A 22004-nucleotide genomic window follows, 5' to 3' on the forward strand; every position below is an offset into this window, starting at 1 on the left:
AGTGAATTATGTCATTTAAGATTGTTAATAAAAAAGGTACCAAAATCGCGATAACTACTTTAATAACGGTTTTATTTAGCTTAACAGCCTTGGCTGATATCAGTGTTGACGAGCAGAATAAAACTCGATTTCCTAGTCAATATCAAACTTGGTTAGCCACATCTGAGCAAACAGAAAAACAAGATATGTTGGCTACTTATCCGGCCAATATTATTCTTTGGGCCGGTTCATCTTTTGCTAAAGAATATAATAGCCCCCGTGGGCACCAGTTTGCGGTAGCGGATGTAGCGCATATATTACGCACTGGTGTGTCAGTAGAAGAAGGCCAGAAAGGGCTTTCAGCCAGTTGCTGGACTTGTAAAACACCCGACGCCCCCAGATTAATGGAAGAGATGGGTATTGAAGGTTTTTCTGGCGCTAATTTTACTGATTTAGGTACTGAGATAAAGTCAGTCGTTTATTGCAGTGACTGTCATGAGGATGGAAGCGCTAACTTGGCATTGCCAAGGCCACACGCGCAGGATGCGATGGCTAAAATTAAACTGCCTTTTGATAAGCAAAATACCAGTATGAAAGGTGCTCAGGTGTGTGGCCAATGTCATGTCACTTACTACTTTCAGCCTGAGCGTAGTAATAAGGTTAATATTCCGTGGATTTTCGGTAGCACCGCCGATGACATTGAAAAATATTATGACACACGCCGCTTCTATGAATGGATCCACCCCATTTCAAAAACGCCTATGCTCAAAGCACGCCATCCTGAGTTTGAACATTGGAGCCGAAGTAAACATGCTGAAGCAGGGGTGACATGTATAACCTGCCATATGCCACCGACAATCGATGATAAAGGCAATGATTTTACCGATCATAAAGTAGGTAATGCCCTGAATAATTTTGATCATACCTGTAAAACTTGTCACAGTAGCCAGAAAGCCATCACACAAACCCTGTTAAAAAATAAACAACTGATTAATGCCAAGGCACGTGAAGTTGAAGGCTTGCTAGTGAAAGCCCATTTTGAGGCAAAAGCTGCGTGGGATGCGGGAGCTACGTGGGATCTAATGAATGATCCTATAATGAATATTCGTCATGGCCAGTGGCGCTGGGACTTTGCCATGGCATCCCATGGTTTGTATGCTCACAACCCTGAAGAGGGGAATGCATTGCTTGATAAGGCGATTGAACAAGTCACTTTATCCCGCACGTTATTAGCAGTAGTGTTACAAAAATTTGGCATTAATAAAGTGGATTACCCTGATATTAGCACCAAAGAAAAAGCCCATGCCGCTATCGGATTTAATAAAGATGAGGCGCAAAAAGCCAAAGATAGTTTTATCAAACAACAAGTGGATAAACATTGGCAACCGGTCGCTCTTCATGGATATGAGTAGTTACTTCGCTAATTCTATATATACTGAGTTTGACTATAAAAGCGCTTAAGGAGACTTAAGTGCTTTTTTACTGATCTATTATCCACTCCCAAACGTAACATTCACTGTCTAAATCATCTCTTTACTGCAACTTTTTTTACAGTAATTCCCCGCTAACTGATTGTCACTAAAGTCATTGTGCTTTTATTCAGTAGGCTTTATGGTAAGTATGTTAGTTATACAAACGGAGTGTTATATGTCAGAAGCGTCCACAGTGACTGAATTGCCAGTGTCGGCTACTCAGTCACCTGCGATTATTAAGCACTTTATTGAGCTTTATCAGGTGTTGAATAAAAATAATTTGCAACGCTTATCTGAAATTTATGCAGCCGAAATACAATTTCAAGACCCTTTGCATCAAGTTAATGGATTAAAGCAACTCACCAAGTACTTTGCTAATTTATACGAAAATGTAAGCCATATACATTTTGACATAACCCATATAATAGTCAGTGATTGCCAGCAGCAAGCATCTTTGTTTTGGACTATGAGCTATGCTCACCCTAAACTGAATAAAGGGCAAACCATTAAAGTGGATGGTATGAGTCTATTAAAATTTAACGACACTATTTTTTATCATAGAGATTACTTTGATGCTGGTCAGATGCTCTATCAGCATGTGCCAATGCTTGGCGGTGTTATTCGCATATTAAACAATAGAATGGGGTAATAATATGAGCCATCATCAATCCTCATCATCAGCGGTTCTGATAACTGGAGCAACATCGGGCATTGGTTTAGCAAGTGCTAAGTTTTACGCAGCTAAAGGTTTCCATGTCATCGCATGTGGTAGAAATGAAACCGTATTAGCGGGCTTAAATGTGGGTCATTTTTTAACATTTGATATTACACAACCTGAACAAGTTAATCAGGCAGGTATTGCGCTGAAACAGTACCTGGCAGATAAGCAGCTTCAGCTTACCCAAGTTATCTTAAATGCTGGAACCTGTGAGTATATTGACGATGTTATTGAGTTTGATGCCATGCTTTTTAGTCGAGTCATAACTACCAATCTGATTGCGGTTGGACATTGCATTAGCGCATTTTTACCTCAGCTCACAAAAGGCGGCCAATTAGGATTAATGAGCTCCAGTGCAACTTATTTACCTTTTCCAAGGGCAGAGGCATACGGTGCTTCTAAAGCCGCAATAAGTTATTTAGGCCGCAGTTTAAGGTTAGATTTGGCGGCTAAACCCAGTGTTGATATTGGAGTAAGTGTAATTTGTCCTGGTTTTGTTGACACACCGCTTACCGCCAAAAATGATTTTGCTATGCCGATGCAAATCAGTAGCGAGCAAGCAGCAGAACGGATTTTTAAGGGGATGGCACAGCGCAAGTTCGAAATCCATTTTCCTAAGCGGTTTACCTTTATACTCAAGTGTTTATCTTTGCTTCCTGAGAAAGCACTTATCAAGTTACTTGCAGATAAAGCCGTTAAATAAAAATCACTTTTGAATACATACCCAAATTAACAGTAAAGCGTCAAGTTTGTACATATAGGAATAAGAATGAAAAAAATTGCGGTGATAGGAACCGGCATATCGGGTTTAACCTGTGCACATTTACTCAGCAGTAAGCACAAGGTAACTGTTTTTGAAGCCAATGATTATATTGGCGGACACACAGCTACGGTTGATGTCGAGGTAGACAAAAAGAGCTACGCTATTGACACTGGTTTTATTGTTTTTAATGATCGCACCTACCCAAGATTTGAAAAGTTAATGGCAAAGCTTGGGGTTGAGTCATTACCGACACAGATGAGCTTTAGTGTACACAATGCTTTCACTGGGCTTGAATACAATGGTCATACCCTATGGAGTATGTTTGCCCAAAGACGTAACATTTTCAAAGCTGATTTTTATCGTTTTCTCGCTGAAATAGTACGTTTTAATAACGATTGCAAAGCCATTTATGAGTCAGATACCTATCCTGTAATGAGTTTAGGTGAATATCTCGATAAACATAATTTTAGCCCATTTTTCTGTGAACATTATATTCTACCAATGGGTGCAGCCATTTGGTCTGCCAGTATTAATGATATGCGCGCCTTTGCGTTACGATTTTTTATTCGTTTCTTCCAGCACCATGGCTTGCTTAATATCAGTGACCGTCCGCAATGGTCGGTATTGAAAGGTGGTTCGCGTAGCTATATTCCTAAGCTTATTGAACCTTTTAAGAATAATATTTTGTTAAATAGCCCAGTAACGGCTGTTTGTCGAAATGATGAAGGCGTAAAAGTTCAAGTATTGAATGGCGAGTGGCTGCAATTTGATGACGTTATATTGGCGTGTCACAGCGACCAGGCATTAGCTATGCTCAGTGATGCAAGCAAAGATGAGCATGAAGTGTTGTCTGCCATGGAATACCAAAATAATGAAGTGGTGCTACATACTGATATTACTTTGCTACCCAAACGTAAAGCGGCTTGGGCAAGTTGGAACTATCGTTTAGACGGTGATGATAAAGTGCCTATGGGCGACAGACCCGCCAGTGTTACCTACAATATGAATATTTTACAATGTTTGCCCAAGGGAGCACCGACTTTTTGTGTGACCTTGAATCAAACTGGCTTGATTGATGAAAGTAAAATATTGCGTAAATTTAATTACGCTCACCCAGTTTTCAATGAAGCCAGTATGCAAGCGCAATCAAAGCGTGAGCTTATATCAGGTAAACGACATACTTACTTTGCGGGTGCCTATTGGTATAACGGTTTCCATGAGGATGGCGTGAGAAGCGCAGTTGATGTGTGTAATCAATTTGAGATCAGTTTATGACCGCAATGATAACTGACGATATGGCGTTAAACAGTGGCATTTACTATGGCAATATCAGCCATAGACGCCATGTGCCAAAACGCCATAGCTTTGGTTATAACATAGCTATGATGGCATTAGATTTAGACGAGTTACCAACATTGGTGAACACCAGTAAGTTGTTTGCTGAAAAAAATGCATTACTCACCTTTAAAGCCGATGATTATCTTAAAAGCCTTGGTCAACAATTTGGTGAGGACTTTATCTCAGGTTTAAACATTGACAAGCTCAGTGCAATAGAGGCATTAAAGCAGCGTACATTGGTCACAACACAAAAGCTAGGTGCTCAACAAAGCTGTAACCGAGTGGTGTTTTGTGGCCAAATTCGTCATTTTGGCTTTTACTTCAGTCCAGTTAATTTTTTCTTTTGTTATCAAGATGAGACTCCACTATATATGCTGGCTGAAGTCAGCAACACCCCGTGGAATGAACGTCATTGCTATCTAATTGATTTAGTGAACACCACTCACACTGATAAAGTTTTCCATGTGTCACCTTTTATGACCTTAGATATGCACTATTTATGGCGTATTTTACCGCCGCAGAAACGCCTTAAAGTGACCATCGAGAATCGTAATAGTGCTAATGAAAAGCTATTTGATGCCACAATAGCCTTAAAAAGAATGTCATTTACTGCGCCAAATATTAAGCGCTTTATGTTGGGGTACCCAGCCATGACAGCTAAAATTGTCTTGGGTATTTATTGGCAAGCTTTAAAACTATTTATTAAACGGATTCCTTTTGTGGGCAAGCAAACCAAACAAGTGCCCACATAAAAACAATCAGCAGTTCAAGTAAACCAAATGTGTACTCAGTACGTATTAGCCCTTAATATTATAAATTTGAAGCTAATTTTTTAATTAGAATGGAGTGCCAGCATGGATAATGCCGCAACCGGTACAAGTATTGCTCAAGCGAGTTTATCAGACAGTTTGGCTAAAAAGATTTTATTACGAGCACTGGCTCATCTAGCTGAAGGGCAATTAACGATTGTTGATGCGTCACAATCGCATGTATTTGGTCATCCAGAAAGCGACATTCACGCTACCATGCAAGTGTTACACCCAGGTTTTTATCGTCAGGTAGTATTTGGTGGCTCAATTGGTGCAGGTGAAGCTTATATTCAAGGTCATTGGTCTAGCCCTGATTTAACGAAAGTAGTGCAAATTTTTGCCAGAAATTTAGCCTTGCTTGATAATATTGAACGTTACTTCTCTTGGTTAAGTAATGGCCTAAACCGGGTTAAGCATATATTTAATCGAAATTCGCAAGCCGGTTCAAAACGCAATATCTTAGCCCATTATGATTTGGGTAATGATATGTATCAGCAGTTTTTAGACCCAGAAATGATGTATTCCAGCGCAATTTATCCAGCAAATGATGCCAGTCTAGCTGAGGCGCAATTGCACAAGCTAGATACCATATGTCAGCGTTTAGATTTAAAACCAGGGCAAACCTTATTAGAGGTAGGCACTGGATGGGGCGCACTGGCAATTTACGCAGCTAAGCATTATGGCGTGTTAGTGACCACAACAACGATTTCAGATGCGCAATATGATTACGCTTTATCTCGGGTAAAAAGTGAAGGCTTATTAGACAAGGTCACCTTGTTAAAACAGGACTATCGTGAACTCACCGGGGTGTATGATCGCGTGGTGTCAATTGAAATGATTGAAGCTGTGGGGCATGAGTATTTACCGGGCTTTTTTGAAAAGCTACAGCATATGCTTAAACCTGAAGGGCGTTTATTAATTCAAGCCATTACCATTGCCGATCAGCGCTACAATAGCTATCGCAAAAGTGTTGATTTTATCCAGCGTTATATTTTCCCTGGTGGCTGTTTACCCTCGATAAGTGAAATGTCCCGTCATATAGCCAATAAAACCGACATGGTTATTTGGTCATTAGATGACATCGGCCTTGATTATGCGCGTACCCTAAAACATTGGCATGATAATTTTGATATGGCCAAAAGTACCATTACCAAACTTGGATACGGTGATGATTTTATTAGAATGTGGAAGTTTTACTTAAGCTACTGTGAAGGTGGTTTCTTAGAGCGCGCCACCAGTACAGTACATTTAACCGCGGTAAGACCTGGCTATCGAAAAAGCTAATATTTTTGTTGTTAGCTAACTTGTTCAGATTACGTATTATATAAATGAGGGTGTCATGAAAAAATCTGTTTCATCCTCTTCACGGCTCAGTTTAGCTGACCCCGTTGTAGCTAATAAAACAACGGCTTTTAAAAAAATACTGCTGAACGCAGTTAGCTTTCAAGCGATATGGTGGCTGGGAGTTTTATATCAAAACCAGTTCATCTTAGTATCATTGATGCTGATTGGATTACATTTTCTATTATCAGATCAAAAACGCGTCGATGTACTTATACTACTAGTTATTACAGCACTTGGCGCAGCTGTCGATGTTGGGTTAACTTATTCTGGTGTATTTGTTTTTGCATCAACGCCATGGTGGTTATTACTGCTTTGGGGATATTTTTCACTGACATTAAATGTAAGCTTAGGTTTTGCACATAAATTCAACCTGCCTGTTCAAGTTATTATTGGTGGTGTCTCTGGCTGTTTAAGTTACCTTGCTGGGGCAAAGTTTGATGCCGTAATATTGCCTTTGGGGATGACACATTCAGCTATTATTCTTGCGGTGATCTGGTCAGTACTATTTCCCGTATCACTTCATATAGCGGCGCGGTTATCACGATAACTGTGCTATGTACGCGTACAGAGTAGGTAAATATGTCAAGTATAAGTAAGCTTGCAAATTTTGTATTGATACTGAGCGCAGCGAATATGGTTTATGCTGAAGATGTCAATAATGTTACAGATTTGGCAGTTAAGGCATTAGGCGACGCTAACATTAGTCAGGCTAGTTTAAGTCACACGGCGGCATCAGATTTAATTCAAACCACTCAATTGCTTAAATCACAATCTGCTGACAAACAGTTTATTTTGCCGCCTCTTGTCCAAGTTGGCGAGGCTGATTTAGATGTTTTGTGGTTTGATGTTTACTTAGCCAAACTATACTCAGTTGATGGCACTTATCAGCCCCAGCAATTTCCAATTAAATTAGCCATTCAATATCACCGCGATATAAGTGCAGCAGAACTCATTGAGGCAACTACTGAGCAGTGGCAAGCTAATGGGTTAACAGAGTCTGAGATTAACCGTATAAAAAAGCATTTAACCCTTTCCTGGCCTGATGTTAAAAAGAACGACACACTTAGCTTTATTATCCACAATGATAAACAAGCCGAGTTTCTGTTTAATGATAAGTCTTTCTATCAGCTAGAGGATGCTGAGTTTAGTGCCGCTTTTATTGGTATTTGGTTGTCTGAAACCACAACTGAGCCTGAATTACGTCAACAATTAATTGGAGCAACTCAATGATTAACCTTTCATTTTTGAATACATTTTGGGGTAAAGCTCAATCATCTGTTAAAGCCTTAGCCGTTATTACTGTTTGTTTTAGCCTGTTTTCTTGTTCGTCCGCTTCAATTGAAGATTATGCAGGTACAACACCTGAGTTGAATTTGGTTGATTTTTTTGACGGTGAATTAACCGCTTCAGGCATAGTGCAAGACTTTTCCGGTAAAGTAACACGAAAGTTCACTGTGACAATGGAGGGGAGTTGGCAAGATAGTCCACAAGGCAAGCAAGGTGAGCTTAAAGAATGGTTCATTTATGATGACGGTGAAAAGCAAACACGGATTTGGTATTTAACCGACTTAGGTAACGGGCAATTCGAAGGACGTGCAGATGATATTTTAGGTGTGGCTACGGGCGAAGCCAATGGCAGCGCACTTAGATGGCGCTATGATATGAAGCTCATGGTGGATGGTAGTGAATATCAAGTTGAATTTGATGATTGGATGTTCTTAGTGGATAAAAATACCATTATTAACAAAAGCGATATCATTAAGTTTGGTATTACAGTCGGCACAGTCACATTAGTGATTCAAAAGCAGTAACTATAATTATTGAAGCTATTGATTTTGTTACAACACTGACACAGAGTGTCACTTTTCTAAACTCAGTGCCACTTTCCTAAAATAGTGAATTTTAATCATTTAGACAACAATGTCTGCTTATTCACTATTCTAGGTTGTGTCATCTGCTTAGCCTTTTAACTTACTGTTATCAACCTGTTTGCGGTCATAGTATTCAAAGGGAAAGACATTGCGAATTTGCTGGGTGAGATCATCACCTATGTTGGCAGAGACATGCAGTCTTACTTGATTATCTCTTTCTGCTCTTATTGTACAGGTCAGCTTATGTTCTTTGGCAAAGGAGCGGCATTCTCGCTCAAACTTCTCTGGAATTTTACCTTTATGTCGATTTAATCGACCTTGCTTAAAGTGCATTTCAAATAGTGTTAACCCTTTCTTGCCTGAAAAAATCAGCTTGTAGGCAATGAAAAAAAACACACCAATAAATAAAATCTTTAATAACGTTTCTACCATATCGTGCGTCCTTTAATCTTTGTTATTTATATATTAAAGATACGCCCGATTTGTTTCGGTGCAATCTTTTTTTATCAAAACGTGAGTCGTAGCAAAATTATTCCATCGGGTGAGTCGTATGGTTGAAAAAAACTCATGTTACAGTTTAGTTACGGTTGATGTATTTTTAGTCTACACTATGTAATGCAACTTATTAGTGGCAGATGTAAGTTGAATTCAAACTAGTTAAATGGATTGTTATTTTATTAAGGATAATGTCATGTCGATATCAAATGCTAAGCGTTGGAACGAGTTATGTGAATTGCAAATTACTATAATGGGTAATCTTGCTAATCGGTTCCCTGAACGCCGTGAAAACCTCGAGTCAGTAGCGAGTGGCTGGAAAAGTATTCAACAACAGTTACAACAAAATAAAACCCCTGTGTTATGAGTTGTACTGTGTGGGTATTGCATTAAGTCGATGCTTACATCGACTTTTTTATTGATTTTAATGGTCAACCACATCAAGAGGTAATCATGAAATACTTGCCTGACTAAGCTCCTGGTAAGTGATATATAGCCAAATACCCAAAAAGCACAGCATCATCAGTAGTGCGACAATACGAATTGCTTGGGCGTATTCGGTAACATAAGTGAAGTAACGTTGCTGAATCGCATTTGTCAAAAAAGTCCCCACTAAGGAAAACACACACAAATACATAGCAGCATATTGAGTTGAGCTTGAGCCATTAATTTTTTCATAGAGCAATAGTAGTGCAACTGAAGTCAATACTATTATGCGAAAACGACGCTCCGCTTTATTTGATAAATTCCATCTAGGCAGTCCCATTGCCATCGCTCCTTGTATTAAAGTCCATTTACATCAGTACACAACCCATCAAGTTATTAAGTCGCTAACGCTAAGTTAGCCTTACTGATATATAGTTATAGTAATATTTGGTCATTTTTTCAACTACAAGGTTTGTCTAGAATATAACGACTGAAAACGCCAAGTTGTGGGGTGGAAAGTGAGAAACAATCAAATGCCGTTGAAAGATGCGCAGTCACAGCCAAATCCTAATATTTCATTCTAAAGGTTTACTGAAAAGCACAGCAGTAAGCGGTTTTGTTTATTGTTTAGATTGTTTCTCTGATTTTTACTGTTTTCTATTTAATTACAGTTGGTATATCTATTCGCGCATTGTGTGTTTTATTGAGTATTAGTGGATATTGTTGTCATTAATATTAGCAAAGCGGCATAAATTTTTTCACTTCCCCTTGTAAATGAAATTTGCGCCCCTATATAAAGTGTTAAGAAAGATTTGGGCGATATATAAGTCAAGGCTATTAAGTTAATAGATACTTGAAAACCGTTTGGCTTACCCCCATATCCATACCAGACAACAAATTTACTGACGAATAACGTCAATTTTCGGAGGACCTCATGGGCAAAATTATTGGTATCGACTTAGGCACAACAAATTCATGTGTGGCAGTCCTTGATGGCGGCAAAGCACGCGTACTTGAAAACGCAGAAGGCGATCGTACAACACCTTCTATCGTTGCTTATACCGATGATGAAACAATTGTAGGCTCGCCTGCAAAACGCCAAGCAGTGACTAACCCTGCTAATACTTTCTTTGCTATTAAGCGTTTAATCGGCCGTCGTTTTAAAGATGACGAAGTTCAACGCGATGTTGACATCATGCCTTTCAAGATTATCGCAGCAGATAATGGCGATGCATGGGTTGAGCAACGTGGTAAAAAAATGGCTCCACCACAGGTTTCTGCAGAAATCTTGAAAAAGATGAAAAAGACAGCAGAAGACTTTTTAGGTGAAGAAGTGACTGAAGCTGTTATTACTGTTCCTGCTTACTTTAACGATTCACAACGTCAAGCGACTAAAGATGCTGGCCGTATAGCGGGTCTTGATGTTAAACGTATTATCAACGAGCCAACAGCGGCTGCATTAGCTTACGGTATTGATAAGAAGCAAGGCGACAACGTTGTTGCAGTATACGATTTAGGTGGTGGTACTTTTGATATCTCTATCATTGAAATCGACAGCAACGATGGCGATCAAACTTTCGAAGTACTTGCTACCAATGGTGACACTCACTTAGGTGGTGAAGACTTTGACAACCGTTTAATTAATTACCTTGCGGATGAGTTTAAGAAAGATCAGGGCTTAGATCTACGTAAAGATCCATTAGCAATGCAACGTCTTAAAGAAGCTGCTGAAAAAGCGAAAATCGAATTATCTAGCACGAATACAACAGAAGTTAACTTACCTTACATCACAGCAGATGCAACAGGTCCTAAGCATTTAGTGGTTAAAATCACTCGTGCTAAGTTAGAGTCATTAGTTGAAGACTTAATCCAACGTACTTTAGAACCACTAAAAGTTGCTTTAGCTGATGCTGATTTATCAATATCAGACATCAACGAAGTTATCTTAGTGGGTGGTCAAACTCGTATGCCTAAAGTGCAAGAAGCGGTTACAAACTTCTTCGGCAAAGAGCCACGTAAAGACGTTAACCCAGATGAAGCTGTTGCTGTAGGCGCTGCAATTCAAGCAGGTGTTCTTTCTGGTGAAGTGAAAGACGTACTACTACTTGACGTAACACCGTTATCATTTGGTATTGAAACCATGGGTAGCGTAATGACTAAGCTTATCGAGAAGAACACCACTATCCCGACTAAAGCAAGCCAAACGTTCTCAACCGCTGATGACAACCAAAGTGCAGTGACAATTCACGTACTTCAAGGTGAGCGTAAGCAAGCTAGCTACAACAAGTCTTTAGGTCAATTTAACCTAGACGGTATTGGCGCTGCACCACGTGGTCAACCACAAATTGAAGTGGCATTTGATATTGATGCTGACGGTATCTTAAAAGTATCTGCTACTGACAAGAAAACCGGTAAAGCACAAAACATCACCATTAAAGCGAACTCTGGTCTAACTGATGAAGAAGTTGAGCAAATGGTACGTGATGCAGAAGCTCACGCTGATGAAGATGCCAAGTTTGAAGAATTAGTACAAGCACGCAACCAAGCTGATGGTTTAGTGCATTCAACTAAGAAACAAGTGACTGAAGCGGGTGATGATTTACCTGCGGAAGATAAAGAGAAAATTGAAGCAGCAATCGCTGATGTTGATGCAGCAGTGAAAAGCAACGATAAAGAAGCGATTGATAAATCAACACAAGCGCTTATCGAAGCTTCAGCTAAGTTAATGGAAATTGCACAAGCTAAGGCGCAAGCACAAGGCGGAGCAGACCAAGCAACTGATGCTGGTAAACAAGACCCTGCTGATGATGTTGTTGACGCTGAGTTTGAAGAAGTGAAAGACGACAAAAAATAACTAGTCACTTTTGATAGCGAAAGCAACTAGTTAGTATAAAGCGGGCGTTGAGGCTTACCTCTAACGCCCGTTTGCACAATCATACTTAATCAATTTTAAGCAAACCTTCGAGAAGCAAAACACTATGTCAAAGCGTGATTTTTACGAGGTTCTTGGTGTCAGTCGTGATGTCAGTGAACGTGAAATTAAAAAAGCCTACAAGCGTTTAGCGATGAAATTTCACCCTGATCGCAATCCAGGCGATAAAGCGGCAGAAGCAAGCTTTAAAGAAGTTAAAGAAGCCTACGAAATTTTAACCGATAGCGACAAAAAAGCCGCTTATGATCAATTTGGTCATGCTGGTGTTGACCCTAATCGCGGCGGCGGTCATGGTGGACAAGGTGACTTTGGCGATATTTTCGGTGATGTATTTGGCGATATCTTTGGCGGAGGTCGTCGTGGTGGCGGTCAGCGCCAAGCGGCGCGCGGTAGTGACTTACGTTACAACTTAGAATTATCACTTGAAGAAGCGGTACGTGGCTTAACCAAAGAACTGCGCATTCCAACATTAGCCGCTTGTGACTTATGTGATGGCAGCGGAGCAAAAGCTGGTACTAAGGCAACCACATGTGGCACTTGTCATGGTCAAGGCCAGGTGCAAATGCGCCAAGGCTTCTTTGCCGTTCAACAGGCCTGTCCAACGTGTCAAGGTCGAGGTAAAATCATCAAAGACCCTTGTAGCAAGTGTCATGGTGAAGGCCGTGTTGAAAAGAGCAAAACATTGTCGGTTAAGATCCCTGCAGGTGTTGATACTGGTGACAGAATTCGCTTAACCGGTGAGGGTGAAGCGGGCGAGTTTGGTGCTCCTCCGGGTGATTTATATGTTCAGGTCAGTGTACGTGAACACAATATTTTCACTCGAGATGCAAATAACCTCTACTGTGAAGTGCCTATTTCATTCAGCAAAGCTGCCTTAGGCGGTGAGATTGAAGTGCCAACACTTGACGGTAAAGTCAGCCTTAAAATTCCTACCGAAACCCAAACTGGCCGCATGTTCCGTTTACGCGGTAAAGGGGTTAAGTCGGTACGTAGCCATGCAGTAGGTGATTTACTGTGTAAAGTGGTGATGGAAACACCGGTTAACTTAAACGATAAGCAAAAAGAGTTATTGCGTGAGTTTGAGGCAACCTTAACAGGCGAGTCAAAAAAACATAGCCCTAAAGCTGAAGGTTTCTTTGATGGTGTGAAAAAGTTCTTCCAAGACTTGAACAGCTAATCGTTATTATGGAGCCCTATTAAGGTAGGTTAGATAAATAGGGTTCTAAGTTAAAGGCTGTTTACTTTGGGTAAACAGCCTTTTTTTATTGAAACTCAATATGCGTATTGAGTTTGTTGTTAGCGCGTTATCATTACGACGAATGTTAACTTTAGCCACAGAAAATTAGGCGATACCGCATGGGTTTTTCATTATTTACGCTCAATCCTAAACTCGTTAAATCATTACCTTCCTTGGTGATTGAACCTAGTGCAATACAAAAACAGGCTATTCCCGCTATTTTGAGCGGTAAAGATGTACTGGCATTGGCGCAAACGGGCAGTGGTAAAACCTATGCTTTTGGTTTACCCATATTGCATCGTATTGCGGCATTACAAAGTGGCACATCAAAGTTAGGTCAGCAAACACCCAATATATTAGCCGTAATTATTGCACCGACTAGAGAGTTAGCGGCGCAAGTTTGTCAAAATTTAACCCCATTAGCGCAAGCCGTCGACTTACGAGTGGATGCCTTATGCGGTGGTGAAGATATAACCCAACAAGTTGAGCGACTAACATCCCCTGCAGAATTGATTGTTGCTACACCGGGGCGATTATTAGCGCTAGCACAGCAAGGTGTTATTCAATTTGAACAGCTACAATGTGTCGTGTTTGATGAAGCCGACAGATTATTAGATATGGGCTTTATTGCCGATATTAATGCGCTACTGGCACTTATGCCTAAAAGGCAAACGCTAATGTTTTCGGCAACTATGCCTGCAACGTTAGATGAGTTGGTGAAGACTGTATTGTCATCATCAACAATACGCTTAGAGGCTAATGCCTTAAATAGCGCGGTAGAAGATATTAGCCAAACGATTTATCACGTCAATAAAGGCAGTAAAGCAAAAATACTGATCGAACAGATTAAGTTGCACCATTGGTCGCAGGTTTTGGTATTTGTTAATGCTAAAGATGATGCCGATGCTTTGTGTCGAAAATTACTTAAAGCGGGTATTAACGCAGCAGCACTTCACGGTGATAAAGAGCAAGCGTTACGCAGCCAAACATTGAACGATTTTAAAACCCAGCAACTGAGTGTGTTAGTGGCTACGGATGTAATGGCGCGTGGTATTCATATCGATGCTTTGCCCGTAGTAATCAATTTTGATTTACCAAACCAAGCAGAGGTGTATGTTCATCGTATTGGCCGCACCGCAAGGGCTGGGCTAAGTGGTGTGGCCTTGTCTTTGGTGAGTCACTTAGAATTAGTCAGTTTAGAGGCTATTCGGCAATTAACGGGTCACCTTTTACCATTGACTACGTTGGCAGACTTTCCGGTGACAGACCTAGTCACAAATTCGACCAGCAAGCGTGCTCCTCGAGATAAAAAAGCTAATCGGCGCACCGCAAGTAAACGAGGGGCTGGCGATTTTTCTAAAAGAAAATCAGTACAATAAGCGATATTTTTTGAGGCCCAAAACTCAACGACATGCCACGCGGCTATTTGCAAGTCACAATGGGTTGCAAGGACAATTATTTAACGTCATGGTCGTTTATGCAATGCTGGTTTAACATCACCAGAGCGAAAACAGACCTAGCTATTATTAGTTTAATTTAAAGCTTAATTTAAAGGATGAAAATATGAAGCAACTCATACTTGCAGCGGCGATTTCAACTTTATTGGTTGGATGTGTTAGTACAAAATCACCCACAGGCAGAAGCCAAACCTTGCTGTTTTCAGATGCTCAAATGCAGCAAATGGGGGCACAGTCTTTTGAAACCATGAAGCAAGACCAAAAAATAAGTAAAGATAAAAACAAAACCGCTTACGTGAATTGCATCGCTAAACGCATTACCGCAGTACTACCGGATCAAAGCCAACAATGGGAAGTGGTATTGTTTGACTCTGATCAAGTGAATGCTTTTGCATTGCCGGGTGGCCATATTGGTGTGTACACCGGTTTATTAAATGTTGCTGCTAATCAAGATCAGCTAGCAACAGTGATGGGGCACGAAGTGGCACATGTATTAGCGCAACATGGTAATGAGCAAGTGTCCCGTGCTCAGCTTACCGGTTTAGGAATGCAGGCTGCTGATGCAGCAATCGGTGCATCGGGTATTGCCAATAAAGATTTATATATGGCAGGGCTTGGCTTAGGCGCTAAAGTAGGCATTATATTACCCTTTGGCCGTAGCCAAGAATCAGAGGCTGATATCGTTGGCCTTGAGCTAATGGCTAAAGCAGGCTTCAACCCAGCACAAAGTATCACCTTGTGGCAAAACATGGCCAAAGCCGGAGGCGCGCAAGGGCCTGAGCTATTGTCAACGCATCCTTCACACAGCACGCGTATTGAAGACTTACAAACGGCACAAACTCAAGTGATGCCGCTTTATACTCAAGCTAGAAAACAGTCTTTGGCTGAGTGTAAAATCAATGGCTCAAAATAGCCCAATTGTGAGGCTTTTTCACAGCATGGACGAATTAAATGTGATAGACTCCGTGCAAATTTTTATTTGATCAATGAGAGAACGAAATTATGTCAGATGTGTTCAGCACAATGGAGCAGCATGCAAGTTATGGTGTAGGTCGTCAAATGGGTGAGCAACTCGCTGCCAATCCTTTTGAAGGAATTGATATCCCTGCTGTTCAAGCTGGTTTAGCTGATGCGTTTTCAGGAAAAGAAAGCCAAGTGTCTATGGAAGACTTGCAAACTGCTTTTACTGAAATTAGCCGCCGTTTACAAGCTGCACAAGAAGCTGCTGCAGAAAATGCAACTGCAGAAGCTGATGCATTTTTAGCTGATAATGCTAAACGTGATGGCGTAACGGTAACTGAATCTGGTCTTCAATATGAAGTACTAGTTCAAGGCGAAGGCGAAAAGCCAACGTTTGACTCAACAGTTCGCACTCACTACCACGGTACTTTCATCAATGGTGAAGTATTCGACAGTTCAGTGACTCGTGGTCAACCTGCTGAATTCCCTGTATCTGGCGTTATTGCTGGCTGGACTGAAGCATTACAACTTATGCCTGTAGGCACTAAGCTTAAGCTATTTGTCCCACATCACTTAGCTTATGGCGAGCGTGGTGCAGGTGCATCTATTCCTCCATACACTGCATTAGTGTTTGAAGTTGAATTGTTAGACATTCTCTAATAATCATAAAAACGCCTAAGATGACTTAGGCGTTTTTGTATATAGCCAAATTTTTGTATTAAGCCTCAATATCAAATGTGAGATGTTGATTAAGCTTTCACTGGGAGAACATATGACTGCAAAAGTAAGAGTCGCCGTTGTGGGTGCCAGTGGCCGTATGGGTCGCACATTAATTGAGTCAGCTAAACATCAAGAAGTTATCCGTCTTGGCGCGGCAATAGAACGTTCAGGCTCGACCTTAATTGGTGTTGATGCCGGTGAACTGGCTGGCGTAGGTTCAATGGATGTTGCCATTACTGATTCACTTGACAGTGTGGCTGATAACTTTGATGTGCTAATCGACTTTACCTCACCTGAAGCCTCAATTGTTCACCTTGACTGGTGTGCTCGTAATCGCAAAGCCATTGTATTAGGTACAACTGGATTCAACCATGCTCAAAAAGAGCTTATTGGTGCATATGCAGAGCAAACCCCAGTGGTATTTGCGCCTAATATGTCAGTTGGCGTTAACTTGATGTGGAAGTTGTTAGAGCTTGCTGCAGAAGTGATGGGTGATTATACCGATATTGAGATCATTGAAGGTCATCACCGTTTTAAGAAAGATGCGCCATCTGGCACTGCACTTAAAATGGGTGAAGTGATCGCCAATACCCTTGGACGCGATCTTGAGAAGTGCGCCGTTTATGGCCGCGAAGGTATTACTGGTGAACGTTCACGTGACACCATTGGTTTCTCAACGATTCGTGCAGGTGATCTAGTCGGTGAACATACCGCAATGTTTGCTGATATTGGTGAGCGTTTAGAAATAACTCATAAAGCATCAAGCCGAATGACATTCGCCAATGGCGCAATGCGTGCGGCTTACTGGCTATATGATCAAAATCCGGGTCTGTATGATATGCAGCAGGTCCTTGGACTAAATGATTAAATTAAAAACCACCATTCGATATGGTGGTTTTTTTTGAAAAACCTTTTTTCATATGTGGACGAAATTACAGAACTCCTGTAAAATCGGCGAAATTTGTCAAAATTTCGTAAAACAGCGGAAATTGGTATCTTAGTGCAAAATAAAACAAAATAATTTCAATAGCTTGGCTCTTTTCTGGAGGTCGCGTTGACACAGTCTGCCTTACTCGTACTCGAAGACGGAACCGTATTTTCTGGCACTGCAATTGGTGCTACAGGTATTACAGTTGGTGAAGTAGTTTTTAACACTTCAATGACCGGATACCAAGAAATATTAACGGATCCATCATATTCACGCCAAATAGTCACTTTAACGTATCCGCATATCGGTAATACCGGTACTAATGATGAAGACACAGAATCAAGTGCGGTTCATGCTTGTGGTCTTATCATTCGCGATTTACCGTTAATGGCTAGTAACTTCCGTAATCAACAATCTTTAGGTGATTACCTAAAAGCTAACAATGTTGTTGGTATTGCGGATATCGATACCCGAAAATTAACCCGTATCCTGCGTGAAAAAGGTGCCCAAGCCGGTTGTATTATGGTGGGTGACCTGGACGAAGCAAAAGCGCTTGCACAAGCAAAAGCATTTCCTGGCTTAAAAGGCATGGATTTAGCCAAAGAAGTCACTACTGATAAAGCCTACCAATGGCGAAACAGTAGCTGGAAATTAGAGGGTGGTTTACCTTCTGATACCCCAGAGAAAGAATTGAAATATAAAGTTGTTGCCTATGATTACGGTGTAAAACGTAACATTTTACGCATGCTAGTTGACCGAGGTTGTGATGTCACCGTGGTGCCAGCGCAAACCTCCGCTGCCGATGTCTTAGCCATGAATCCTGATGGAGTCTTTCTATCAAATGGTCCGGGCGATCCAGAACCATGTGACTATGCAATTGACGCTATTCAACAAATCTTAAAAACAGAAATTCCTATATTTGGTATTTGTTTAGGCCATCAATTATTAGCATTAGCCTCAGGCGCTAAAACCTTAAAGATGAAATTTGGTCACCACGGTGCAAACCACCCTGTGAGCAATATCGAAAAAGGTAACGTGATGATCACCAGTCAAAACCATGGTTTTGCTGCGGATGAAACCACTTTGCCGGCCAATATCAAAGTGACCCATAAGTCATTATTTGATGGTTCTTTACAAGGTATCCATTTAACCGACAAGCCTGCGTTTAGCTTCCAGGGTCACCCTGAAGCAAGCCCTGGCCCAACCGATGCCGCGCCTTTGTTCGATCATTTCATCGAACTTATTGAGCAATATCGTCAGCACGCTAAATAGTTATCTAGGAGAAGAGAAAAGCAATGCCAAAACGTACCGATATAAAAAGTATTCTTATCCTAGGTGCCGGACCAATTGTAATTGGTCAGGCGTGTGAGTTCGATTATTCAGGTGCTCAAGCCTGTAAAGCTCTTCGTGAAGAAGGCTACCGCGTTATTCTGGTTAACTCTAACCCAGCAACCATTATGACCGACCCAGATATGGCCGATGCAACTTATATCGAGCCAATTCATTGGGAAGTAGTACGCAATATTATTGCCAAAGAGCGTCCAGATGCCATTCTACCGACTATGGGTGGACAAACGGCTCTGAACTGCGCACTTCAGCTTGAAGCTAAAGGCGTACTAAAAGAATTTAACGTTGAAATGATTGGCGCAACAGCAGACGCAATTGATAAAGCTGAAGACCGTAGCCGTTTTGACAAAGCGATGAAATCCATTGGTTTAGACTGCCCGCGTGCAGGTATTGCCCATAATATGGATGAAGCGTATGGCGTATTAGATATGGTGGGCTTCCCCTGTATCATTCGTCCGTCTTTCACCATGGGTGGCAGCGGCGGTGGTATTGCCTACAATAAAGAAGAGTTTGAAGAGATTTGTTCTCAAGGCTTGGACTTGTCGCCAACTAACGAATTATTGATTGATGAATCATTAATTGGTTGGAAAGAATATGAAATGGAAGTGGTTCGTGACCGCAACGATAACTGTATTATCGTCTGTACTATCGAAAACTTCGATGCGATGGGTGTTCATACTGGTGATTCAATTACCGTAGCACCGGCACAAACGCTAACCGACAAAGAATATCAATTAATGCGTAACGCTTCGATAGCGGTATTGCGTGAAATTGGTGTTGAAACCGGTGGGTCAAACGTACAATTTGGTATTTGTCCTAACACTGGCCGTATGGTCATTATTGAGATGAACCCGCGTGTATCCCGTTCATCTGCATTAGCCTCTAAAGCAACCGGTTTCCCGATCGCTAAAATCGCGGCTAAATTAGCCGTTGGTTTTACGCTTGATGAGCTAAGCAACGATATTACTGGTGGTAAAACACCAGCATCGTTTGAACCTGCTATCGACTATGTTGTGACCAAAATTCCACGCTTTAATTTTGAAAAGTTTGCCGGTGCAAATGACCGCCTAACTACTCAAATGAAATCTGTTGGTGAAGTAATGGCTATTGGCCGCACTTTCCAAGAGTCTTTGCAAAAAGCATTACGTGGTCTTGAAGTGGGTCGTAACGGTTTTGACCCGATTGTAGATTTACAATCATCAGAAGCGATGCAACGTATACGTCATGAATTAAAAGAGCCTGGTTGTGATCGTATTTGGTATATAGCCGATGCATTCCGTGCCGGTTTAAGCCGTAATGATATCTTCACTCTGACTAACGTTGATCACTGGTTCCTCGCTCAAATCGAAGATTTGATTGCCCAAGAAGCCAAAGTGGCTGAACTTGGTATGTCAGGTTTAGAGCAAAACTACTTACGCCAATTAAAGCGTAAAGGTTTCTCTGATTTACGCTTAGCGGATGTACTTGGTGTGAGTGAAGGCGAAATTCGTAAATTACGTCATCGCCATGACATTCATCCGGTATACAAGCGTGTAGATACTTGTGCCGCTGAATTCTCAACCGACACTGCTTACATGTACTCAACGTATGAAGAAGAGTGTGAAGCCAATCCATCAAATCGTGACAAAATCATGATTTTGGGTGGCGGTCCAAACCGCATTGGTCAAGGTATTGAGTTTGACTACTGTTGTGTACACGCAGCATTAGCATTACGTGAAGACGGTTATGAAACCATTATGGTTAACTGTAACCCTGAAACCGTATCAACCGATTACGATACATCTGATCGCTTATACTTTGAACCTGTTACCTTAGAAGACGTGTTAGAAATCGTCCGTATCGAGAAGCCAAAAGGCGTCATCGTACAGTACGGTGGTCAAACTCCGCTTAAATTAGCCCGTGAATTAGAAGCCGCTGGGGTGCCTATTATTGGTACTAGCCCAGATGCGATTGACCGTGCTGAAGACCGCGAGCGTTTCCAACAAGCAATTCAACGTTTAAACATGAAGCAGCCACAAAACGCGACAGTCACGACTGTTGAAAGTGCTGTGATTGAAGCGGAAATTATTGGTTATCCGCTGGTTGTCCGTCCATCTTATGTATTGGGCGGTCGTGCGATGGAAATCGTTTACGACAAGCAAGATTTACTACGCTACTTCAATGAAGCAGTTAAAGTGTCTAACGCATCACCAGTATTACTTGATCACTTCTTAGATGATGCGATTGAAGTGGATATTGATGCGGTATGTGACGGCGAAACCGTGGTTGTTGGCGCGATTATGGAGCATATTGAACAGGCTGGCGTTCACTCTGGTGACTCTGGTTGTTCATTACCGCCATATAGCTTAAGTGCAGAAATTCAAGCGCAAATGCGTGAGCAGGTATCAAAGCTTGCATTTGAATTAGGTGTAATAGGCTTAATGAACGTGCAGTTTGCCGTGAAAGATAACGAAATCTACATGATTGAAGTTAACCCACGTGCAGCGCGTACCGTACCTTTTGTGTCAAAAGCAACCGGTGTGCCATTAGCTAAGATTGCAGCGCGTGTGATGGCTGGTCAAAGCTTAAAGTCACAAAACTTTACTAAAGAAGTTATTCCACCATTCTTCTCTGTGAAAGAAGTGGTACTCCCCTTCAATAAATTCCCTGGCGTTGACCCTTTATTAGGGCCTGAAATGCGTTCAACAGGTGAAGTTATGGGTGTGGGTGAAACCTTTGCAGAAGCTTATGCTAAAGCGCAATTAGGTGCGACATCTGAAGTACCTAAGTCTGGACGTGCCTTATTATCAGTTCGTAACAGTGATAAAAAACGTGTAGCAGCATTAGCGGCTAAGTTAATTGAGCTAGGTTATGAGATTGACGCCACACACGGTACCGCAGTGGTATTGGGTGAAGCGGGAATTAACCCTCGTTTAGTGAACAAGGTGCATGAAGGTCGTCCGCACATTCTTGACCGTATTAAGAATGATGAGTACACCTACATCATTAATACGACAGAAGGTCGCCAGGCGATTGAAGACTCACGTCAAATTCGTCGTGGAGCACTGCGTTATAAAGTGAATTACACTACAACACTGAATGCTGCATTTGCTACATGTCTAGCGCATGCTGCAGATGACCGCACTAATGTGAACTCGATTCAAGAGTTACATAAGCGCATTACTGGCTAAAATTTAGCTAGCCTACATTGTAAAGAGCCTTCATTTTG

At 41.4% G+C, this 22004-nt stretch carries 20 protein-coding genes; 18 read left to right on the forward strand and 2 right to left on the reverse strand.

Annotation, left to right across the window (positions count from 1 at the left end):
- Positions 1-8: 8 nt before the first annotated feature.
- The 9 genes from ACRWQN_RS06270 (at position 9) to ACRWQN_RS06310 (ending at position 8234) form a co-directional block, all read left to right on the forward strand.
- Complete coding sequence (locus ACRWQN_RS06270; RefSeq protein ID WP_434940207.1) at positions 9-1391, forward strand: ammonia-forming cytochrome c nitrite reductase subunit c552; 1383 nt, start codon at positions 9-11, stop codon at positions 1389-1391.
- 235 nt (positions 1392-1626) lie between these two features.
- The gene (locus ACRWQN_RS06275; protein WP_226410821.1) at positions 1627-2100 is read left to right on the forward strand and encodes a nuclear transport factor 2 family protein; all 474 of its coding nucleotides are present in this window, start codon (positions 1627-1629) and stop codon (positions 2098-2100) included.
- Between the two features lie 4 nt (positions 2101-2104).
- The gene (locus ACRWQN_RS06280) at positions 2105-2872 is read left to right on the forward strand and encodes an SDR family NAD(P)-dependent oxidoreductase (protein WP_434928479.1); all 768 of its coding nucleotides are present in this window, start codon (positions 2105-2107) and stop codon (positions 2870-2872) included.
- A gap of 66 nt (positions 2873-2938) precedes the next feature.
- Positions 2939-4207, forward strand: coding sequence for an NAD(P)/FAD-dependent oxidoreductase (locus tag ACRWQN_RS06285; RefSeq protein ID WP_434928480.1), 1269 nt, complete (start codon positions 2939-2941; stop codon positions 4205-4207).
- A complete protein-coding gene (locus tag ACRWQN_RS06290) occupies positions 4204-5022 on the forward strand; it encodes a DUF1365 domain-containing protein (RefSeq protein ID WP_434940209.1) in 819 nt (272 codons plus the stop codon). Before ACRWQN_RS06285 ends, ACRWQN_RS06290 begins: the two co-directional genes overlap by 4 nt.
- A gap of 102 nt (positions 5023-5124) precedes the next feature.
- Complete coding sequence (locus ACRWQN_RS06295; RefSeq protein ID WP_434930333.1) at positions 5125-6363, forward strand: class I SAM-dependent methyltransferase; 1239 nt, start codon at positions 5125-5127, stop codon at positions 6361-6363.
- Positions 6364-6418: 55 nt separating this feature from the next.
- Positions 6419-6970, forward strand: a complete 552-nt coding sequence (locus ACRWQN_RS06300) for a DUF2878 domain-containing protein (RefSeq protein ID WP_434940210.1) — start codon at positions 6419-6421, stop codon at positions 6968-6970.
- Positions 6971-7002: 32 nt separating this feature from the next.
- Entirely contained in the window at positions 7003-7653 is a 651-nt protein-coding gene (locus ACRWQN_RS06305; protein WP_434928484.1) for a chalcone isomerase family protein, read from the forward strand.
- The gene (locus ACRWQN_RS06310) at positions 7650-8234 is read left to right on the forward strand and encodes a DUF3833 domain-containing protein (protein ID WP_434940212.1); all 585 of its coding nucleotides are present in this window, start codon (positions 7650-7652) and stop codon (positions 8232-8234) included. Before ACRWQN_RS06305 ends, ACRWQN_RS06310 begins: the two co-directional genes overlap by 4 nt.
- Positions 8235-8381: 147 nt before the next feature.
- On the opposite strand, the gene ACRWQN_RS06315 is transcribed toward ACRWQN_RS06310, so the two are convergent.
- Positions 8382-8726, reverse strand: coding sequence for a DUF3634 family protein (locus tag ACRWQN_RS06315; RefSeq protein ID WP_226410813.1), 345 nt, complete (start codon positions 8724-8726; stop codon positions 8382-8384).
- 259 nt (positions 8727-8985) lie between these two features.
- Between ACRWQN_RS06315 and ACRWQN_RS06320 the strand changes: the two genes are divergently transcribed.
- Positions 8986-9156, forward strand: a complete 171-nt coding sequence (locus ACRWQN_RS06320; protein WP_434928486.1) for a hypothetical protein — start codon at positions 8986-8988, stop codon at positions 9154-9156.
- An 84-nt stretch (positions 9157-9240) separates the two neighbouring features.
- Here ACRWQN_RS06320 and ACRWQN_RS06325 read toward each other — a convergent pair whose 3' ends face one another.
- Complete coding sequence (locus tag ACRWQN_RS06325) at positions 9241-9555, reverse strand: hypothetical protein (protein ID WP_434928487.1); 315 nt, start codon at positions 9553-9555, stop codon at positions 9241-9243.
- 594 nt (positions 9556-10149) lie between these two features.
- On the opposite strand from ACRWQN_RS06325, the gene dnaK reads away from it, so the two are divergent.
- From dnaK to carB, 8 genes are all read left to right on the forward strand, one after another.
- Positions 10150-12069, forward strand: a complete 1920-nt coding sequence (gene dnaK / locus ACRWQN_RS06330; protein ID WP_434928488.1) for a molecular chaperone DnaK — start codon at positions 10150-10152, stop codon at positions 12067-12069.
- 124 nt (positions 12070-12193) lie between these two features.
- Positions 12194-13324 carry a molecular chaperone DnaJ gene (gene dnaJ, locus ACRWQN_RS06335; RefSeq protein ID WP_434928489.1) on the forward strand — a complete coding sequence of 377 codons (1131 nt, stop codon included), beginning with the start codon at positions 12194-12196 and terminating at the stop codon, positions 13322-13324.
- Positions 13325-13503: 179 nt separating this feature from the next.
- On the forward strand, positions 13504-14763 hold the full coding sequence (locus ACRWQN_RS06340) for a DEAD/DEAH box helicase (RefSeq protein ID WP_434940214.1): 1260 nt from the start codon (positions 13504-13506) through the stop codon (positions 14761-14763).
- A gap of 184 nt (positions 14764-14947) precedes the next feature.
- On the forward strand, positions 14948-15754 hold the full coding sequence (locus tag ACRWQN_RS06345; protein ID WP_434930326.1) for a M48 family metallopeptidase: 807 nt from the start codon (positions 14948-14950) through the stop codon (positions 15752-15754).
- A gap of 89 nt (positions 15755-15843) precedes the next feature.
- Entirely contained in the window at positions 15844-16461 is a 618-nt protein-coding gene (locus tag ACRWQN_RS06350; protein ID WP_226410806.1) for an FKBP-type peptidyl-prolyl cis-trans isomerase, read from the forward strand.
- A 112-nt stretch (positions 16462-16573) separates the two neighbouring features.
- Complete coding sequence (dapB, locus tag ACRWQN_RS06355; RefSeq protein ID WP_434928491.1) at positions 16574-17389, forward strand: 4-hydroxy-tetrahydrodipicolinate reductase; 816 nt, start codon at positions 16574-16576, stop codon at positions 17387-17389.
- 174 nt (positions 17390-17563) lie between these two features.
- A complete protein-coding gene (carA, locus tag ACRWQN_RS06360) occupies positions 17564-18721 on the forward strand; it encodes a glutamine-hydrolyzing carbamoyl-phosphate synthase small subunit (protein WP_434940605.1) in 1158 nt (385 codons plus the stop codon).
- A gap of 23 nt (positions 18722-18744) precedes the next feature.
- Positions 18745-21966: a carbamoyl-phosphate synthase large subunit gene (carB, locus tag ACRWQN_RS06365; RefSeq protein WP_434930324.1), complete on the forward strand. Its 3222-nt coding sequence runs from the start codon at positions 18745-18747 to the stop codon at positions 21964-21966.
- The last annotated feature ends 38 nt before the right edge of the window (positions 21967-22004 follow it).

Origin of the sequence: Shewanella sp. HL-SH8 (genome assembly GCF_051165765.1) — a bacterium.
Taxonomy (GTDB): Bacteria; Pseudomonadota; Gammaproteobacteria; order Enterobacterales; family Shewanellaceae; genus Shewanella; species Shewanella glacialimarina.

Coding starts and splice junctions, on each gene's coding strand:
- ACRWQN_RS06270 (WP_434940207.1), top strand. CDS start 9: ATGTCATTTAAGATTGTTAATAAAAAAGGTACCAAAATCGCGATAACT.
- ACRWQN_RS06275 (WP_226410821.1), top strand. CDS start 1,627: ATGTCAGAAGCGTCCACAGTGACTGAATTGCCAGTGTCGGCTACTCAG.
- ACRWQN_RS06280 (WP_434928479.1), top strand. CDS start 2,105: ATGAGCCATCATCAATCCTCATCATCAGCGGTTCTGATAACTGGAGCA.
- ACRWQN_RS06285 (WP_434928480.1), top strand. CDS start 2,939: ATGAAAAAAATTGCGGTGATAGGAACCGGCATATCGGGTTTAACCTGT.
- ACRWQN_RS06290 (WP_434940209.1), top strand. CDS start 4,204: ATGACCGCAATGATAACTGACGATATGGCGTTAAACAGTGGCATTTAC.
- ACRWQN_RS06295 (WP_434930333.1), top strand. CDS start 5,125: ATGGATAATGCCGCAACCGGTACAAGTATTGCTCAAGCGAGTTTATCA.
- ACRWQN_RS06300 (WP_434940210.1), top strand. CDS start 6,419: ATGAAAAAATCTGTTTCATCCTCTTCACGGCTCAGTTTAGCTGACCCC.
- ACRWQN_RS06305 (WP_434928484.1), top strand. CDS start 7,003: ATGTCAAGTATAAGTAAGCTTGCAAATTTTGTATTGATACTGAGCGCA.
- ACRWQN_RS06310 (WP_434940212.1), top strand. CDS start 7,650: ATGATTAACCTTTCATTTTTGAATACATTTTGGGGTAAAGCTCAATCA.
- ACRWQN_RS06315 (WP_226410813.1), bottom strand. CDS start 8,726: ATGGTAGAAACGTTATTAAAGATTTTATTTATTGGTGTGTTTTTTTTC.
- ACRWQN_RS06320 (WP_434928486.1), top strand. CDS start 8,986: ATGTCGATATCAAATGCTAAGCGTTGGAACGAGTTATGTGAATTGCAA.
- ACRWQN_RS06325 (WP_434928487.1), bottom strand. CDS start 9,555: ATGGGACTGCCTAGATGGAATTTATCAAATAAAGCGGAGCGTCGTTTT.
- dnaK (WP_434928488.1), top strand. CDS start 10,150: ATGGGCAAAATTATTGGTATCGACTTAGGCACAACAAATTCATGTGTG.
- dnaJ (WP_434928489.1), top strand. CDS start 12,194: ATGTCAAAGCGTGATTTTTACGAGGTTCTTGGTGTCAGTCGTGATGTC.
- ACRWQN_RS06340 (WP_434940214.1), top strand. CDS start 13,504: ATGGGTTTTTCATTATTTACGCTCAATCCTAAACTCGTTAAATCATTA.
- ACRWQN_RS06345 (WP_434930326.1), top strand. CDS start 14,948: ATGAAGCAACTCATACTTGCAGCGGCGATTTCAACTTTATTGGTTGGA.
- ACRWQN_RS06350 (WP_226410806.1), top strand. CDS start 15,844: ATGTCAGATGTGTTCAGCACAATGGAGCAGCATGCAAGTTATGGTGTA.
- dapB (WP_434928491.1), top strand. CDS start 16,574: ATGACTGCAAAAGTAAGAGTCGCCGTTGTGGGTGCCAGTGGCCGTATG.
- carB (WP_434930324.1), top strand. CDS start 18,745: ATGCCAAAACGTACCGATATAAAAAGTATTCTTATCCTAGGTGCCGGA.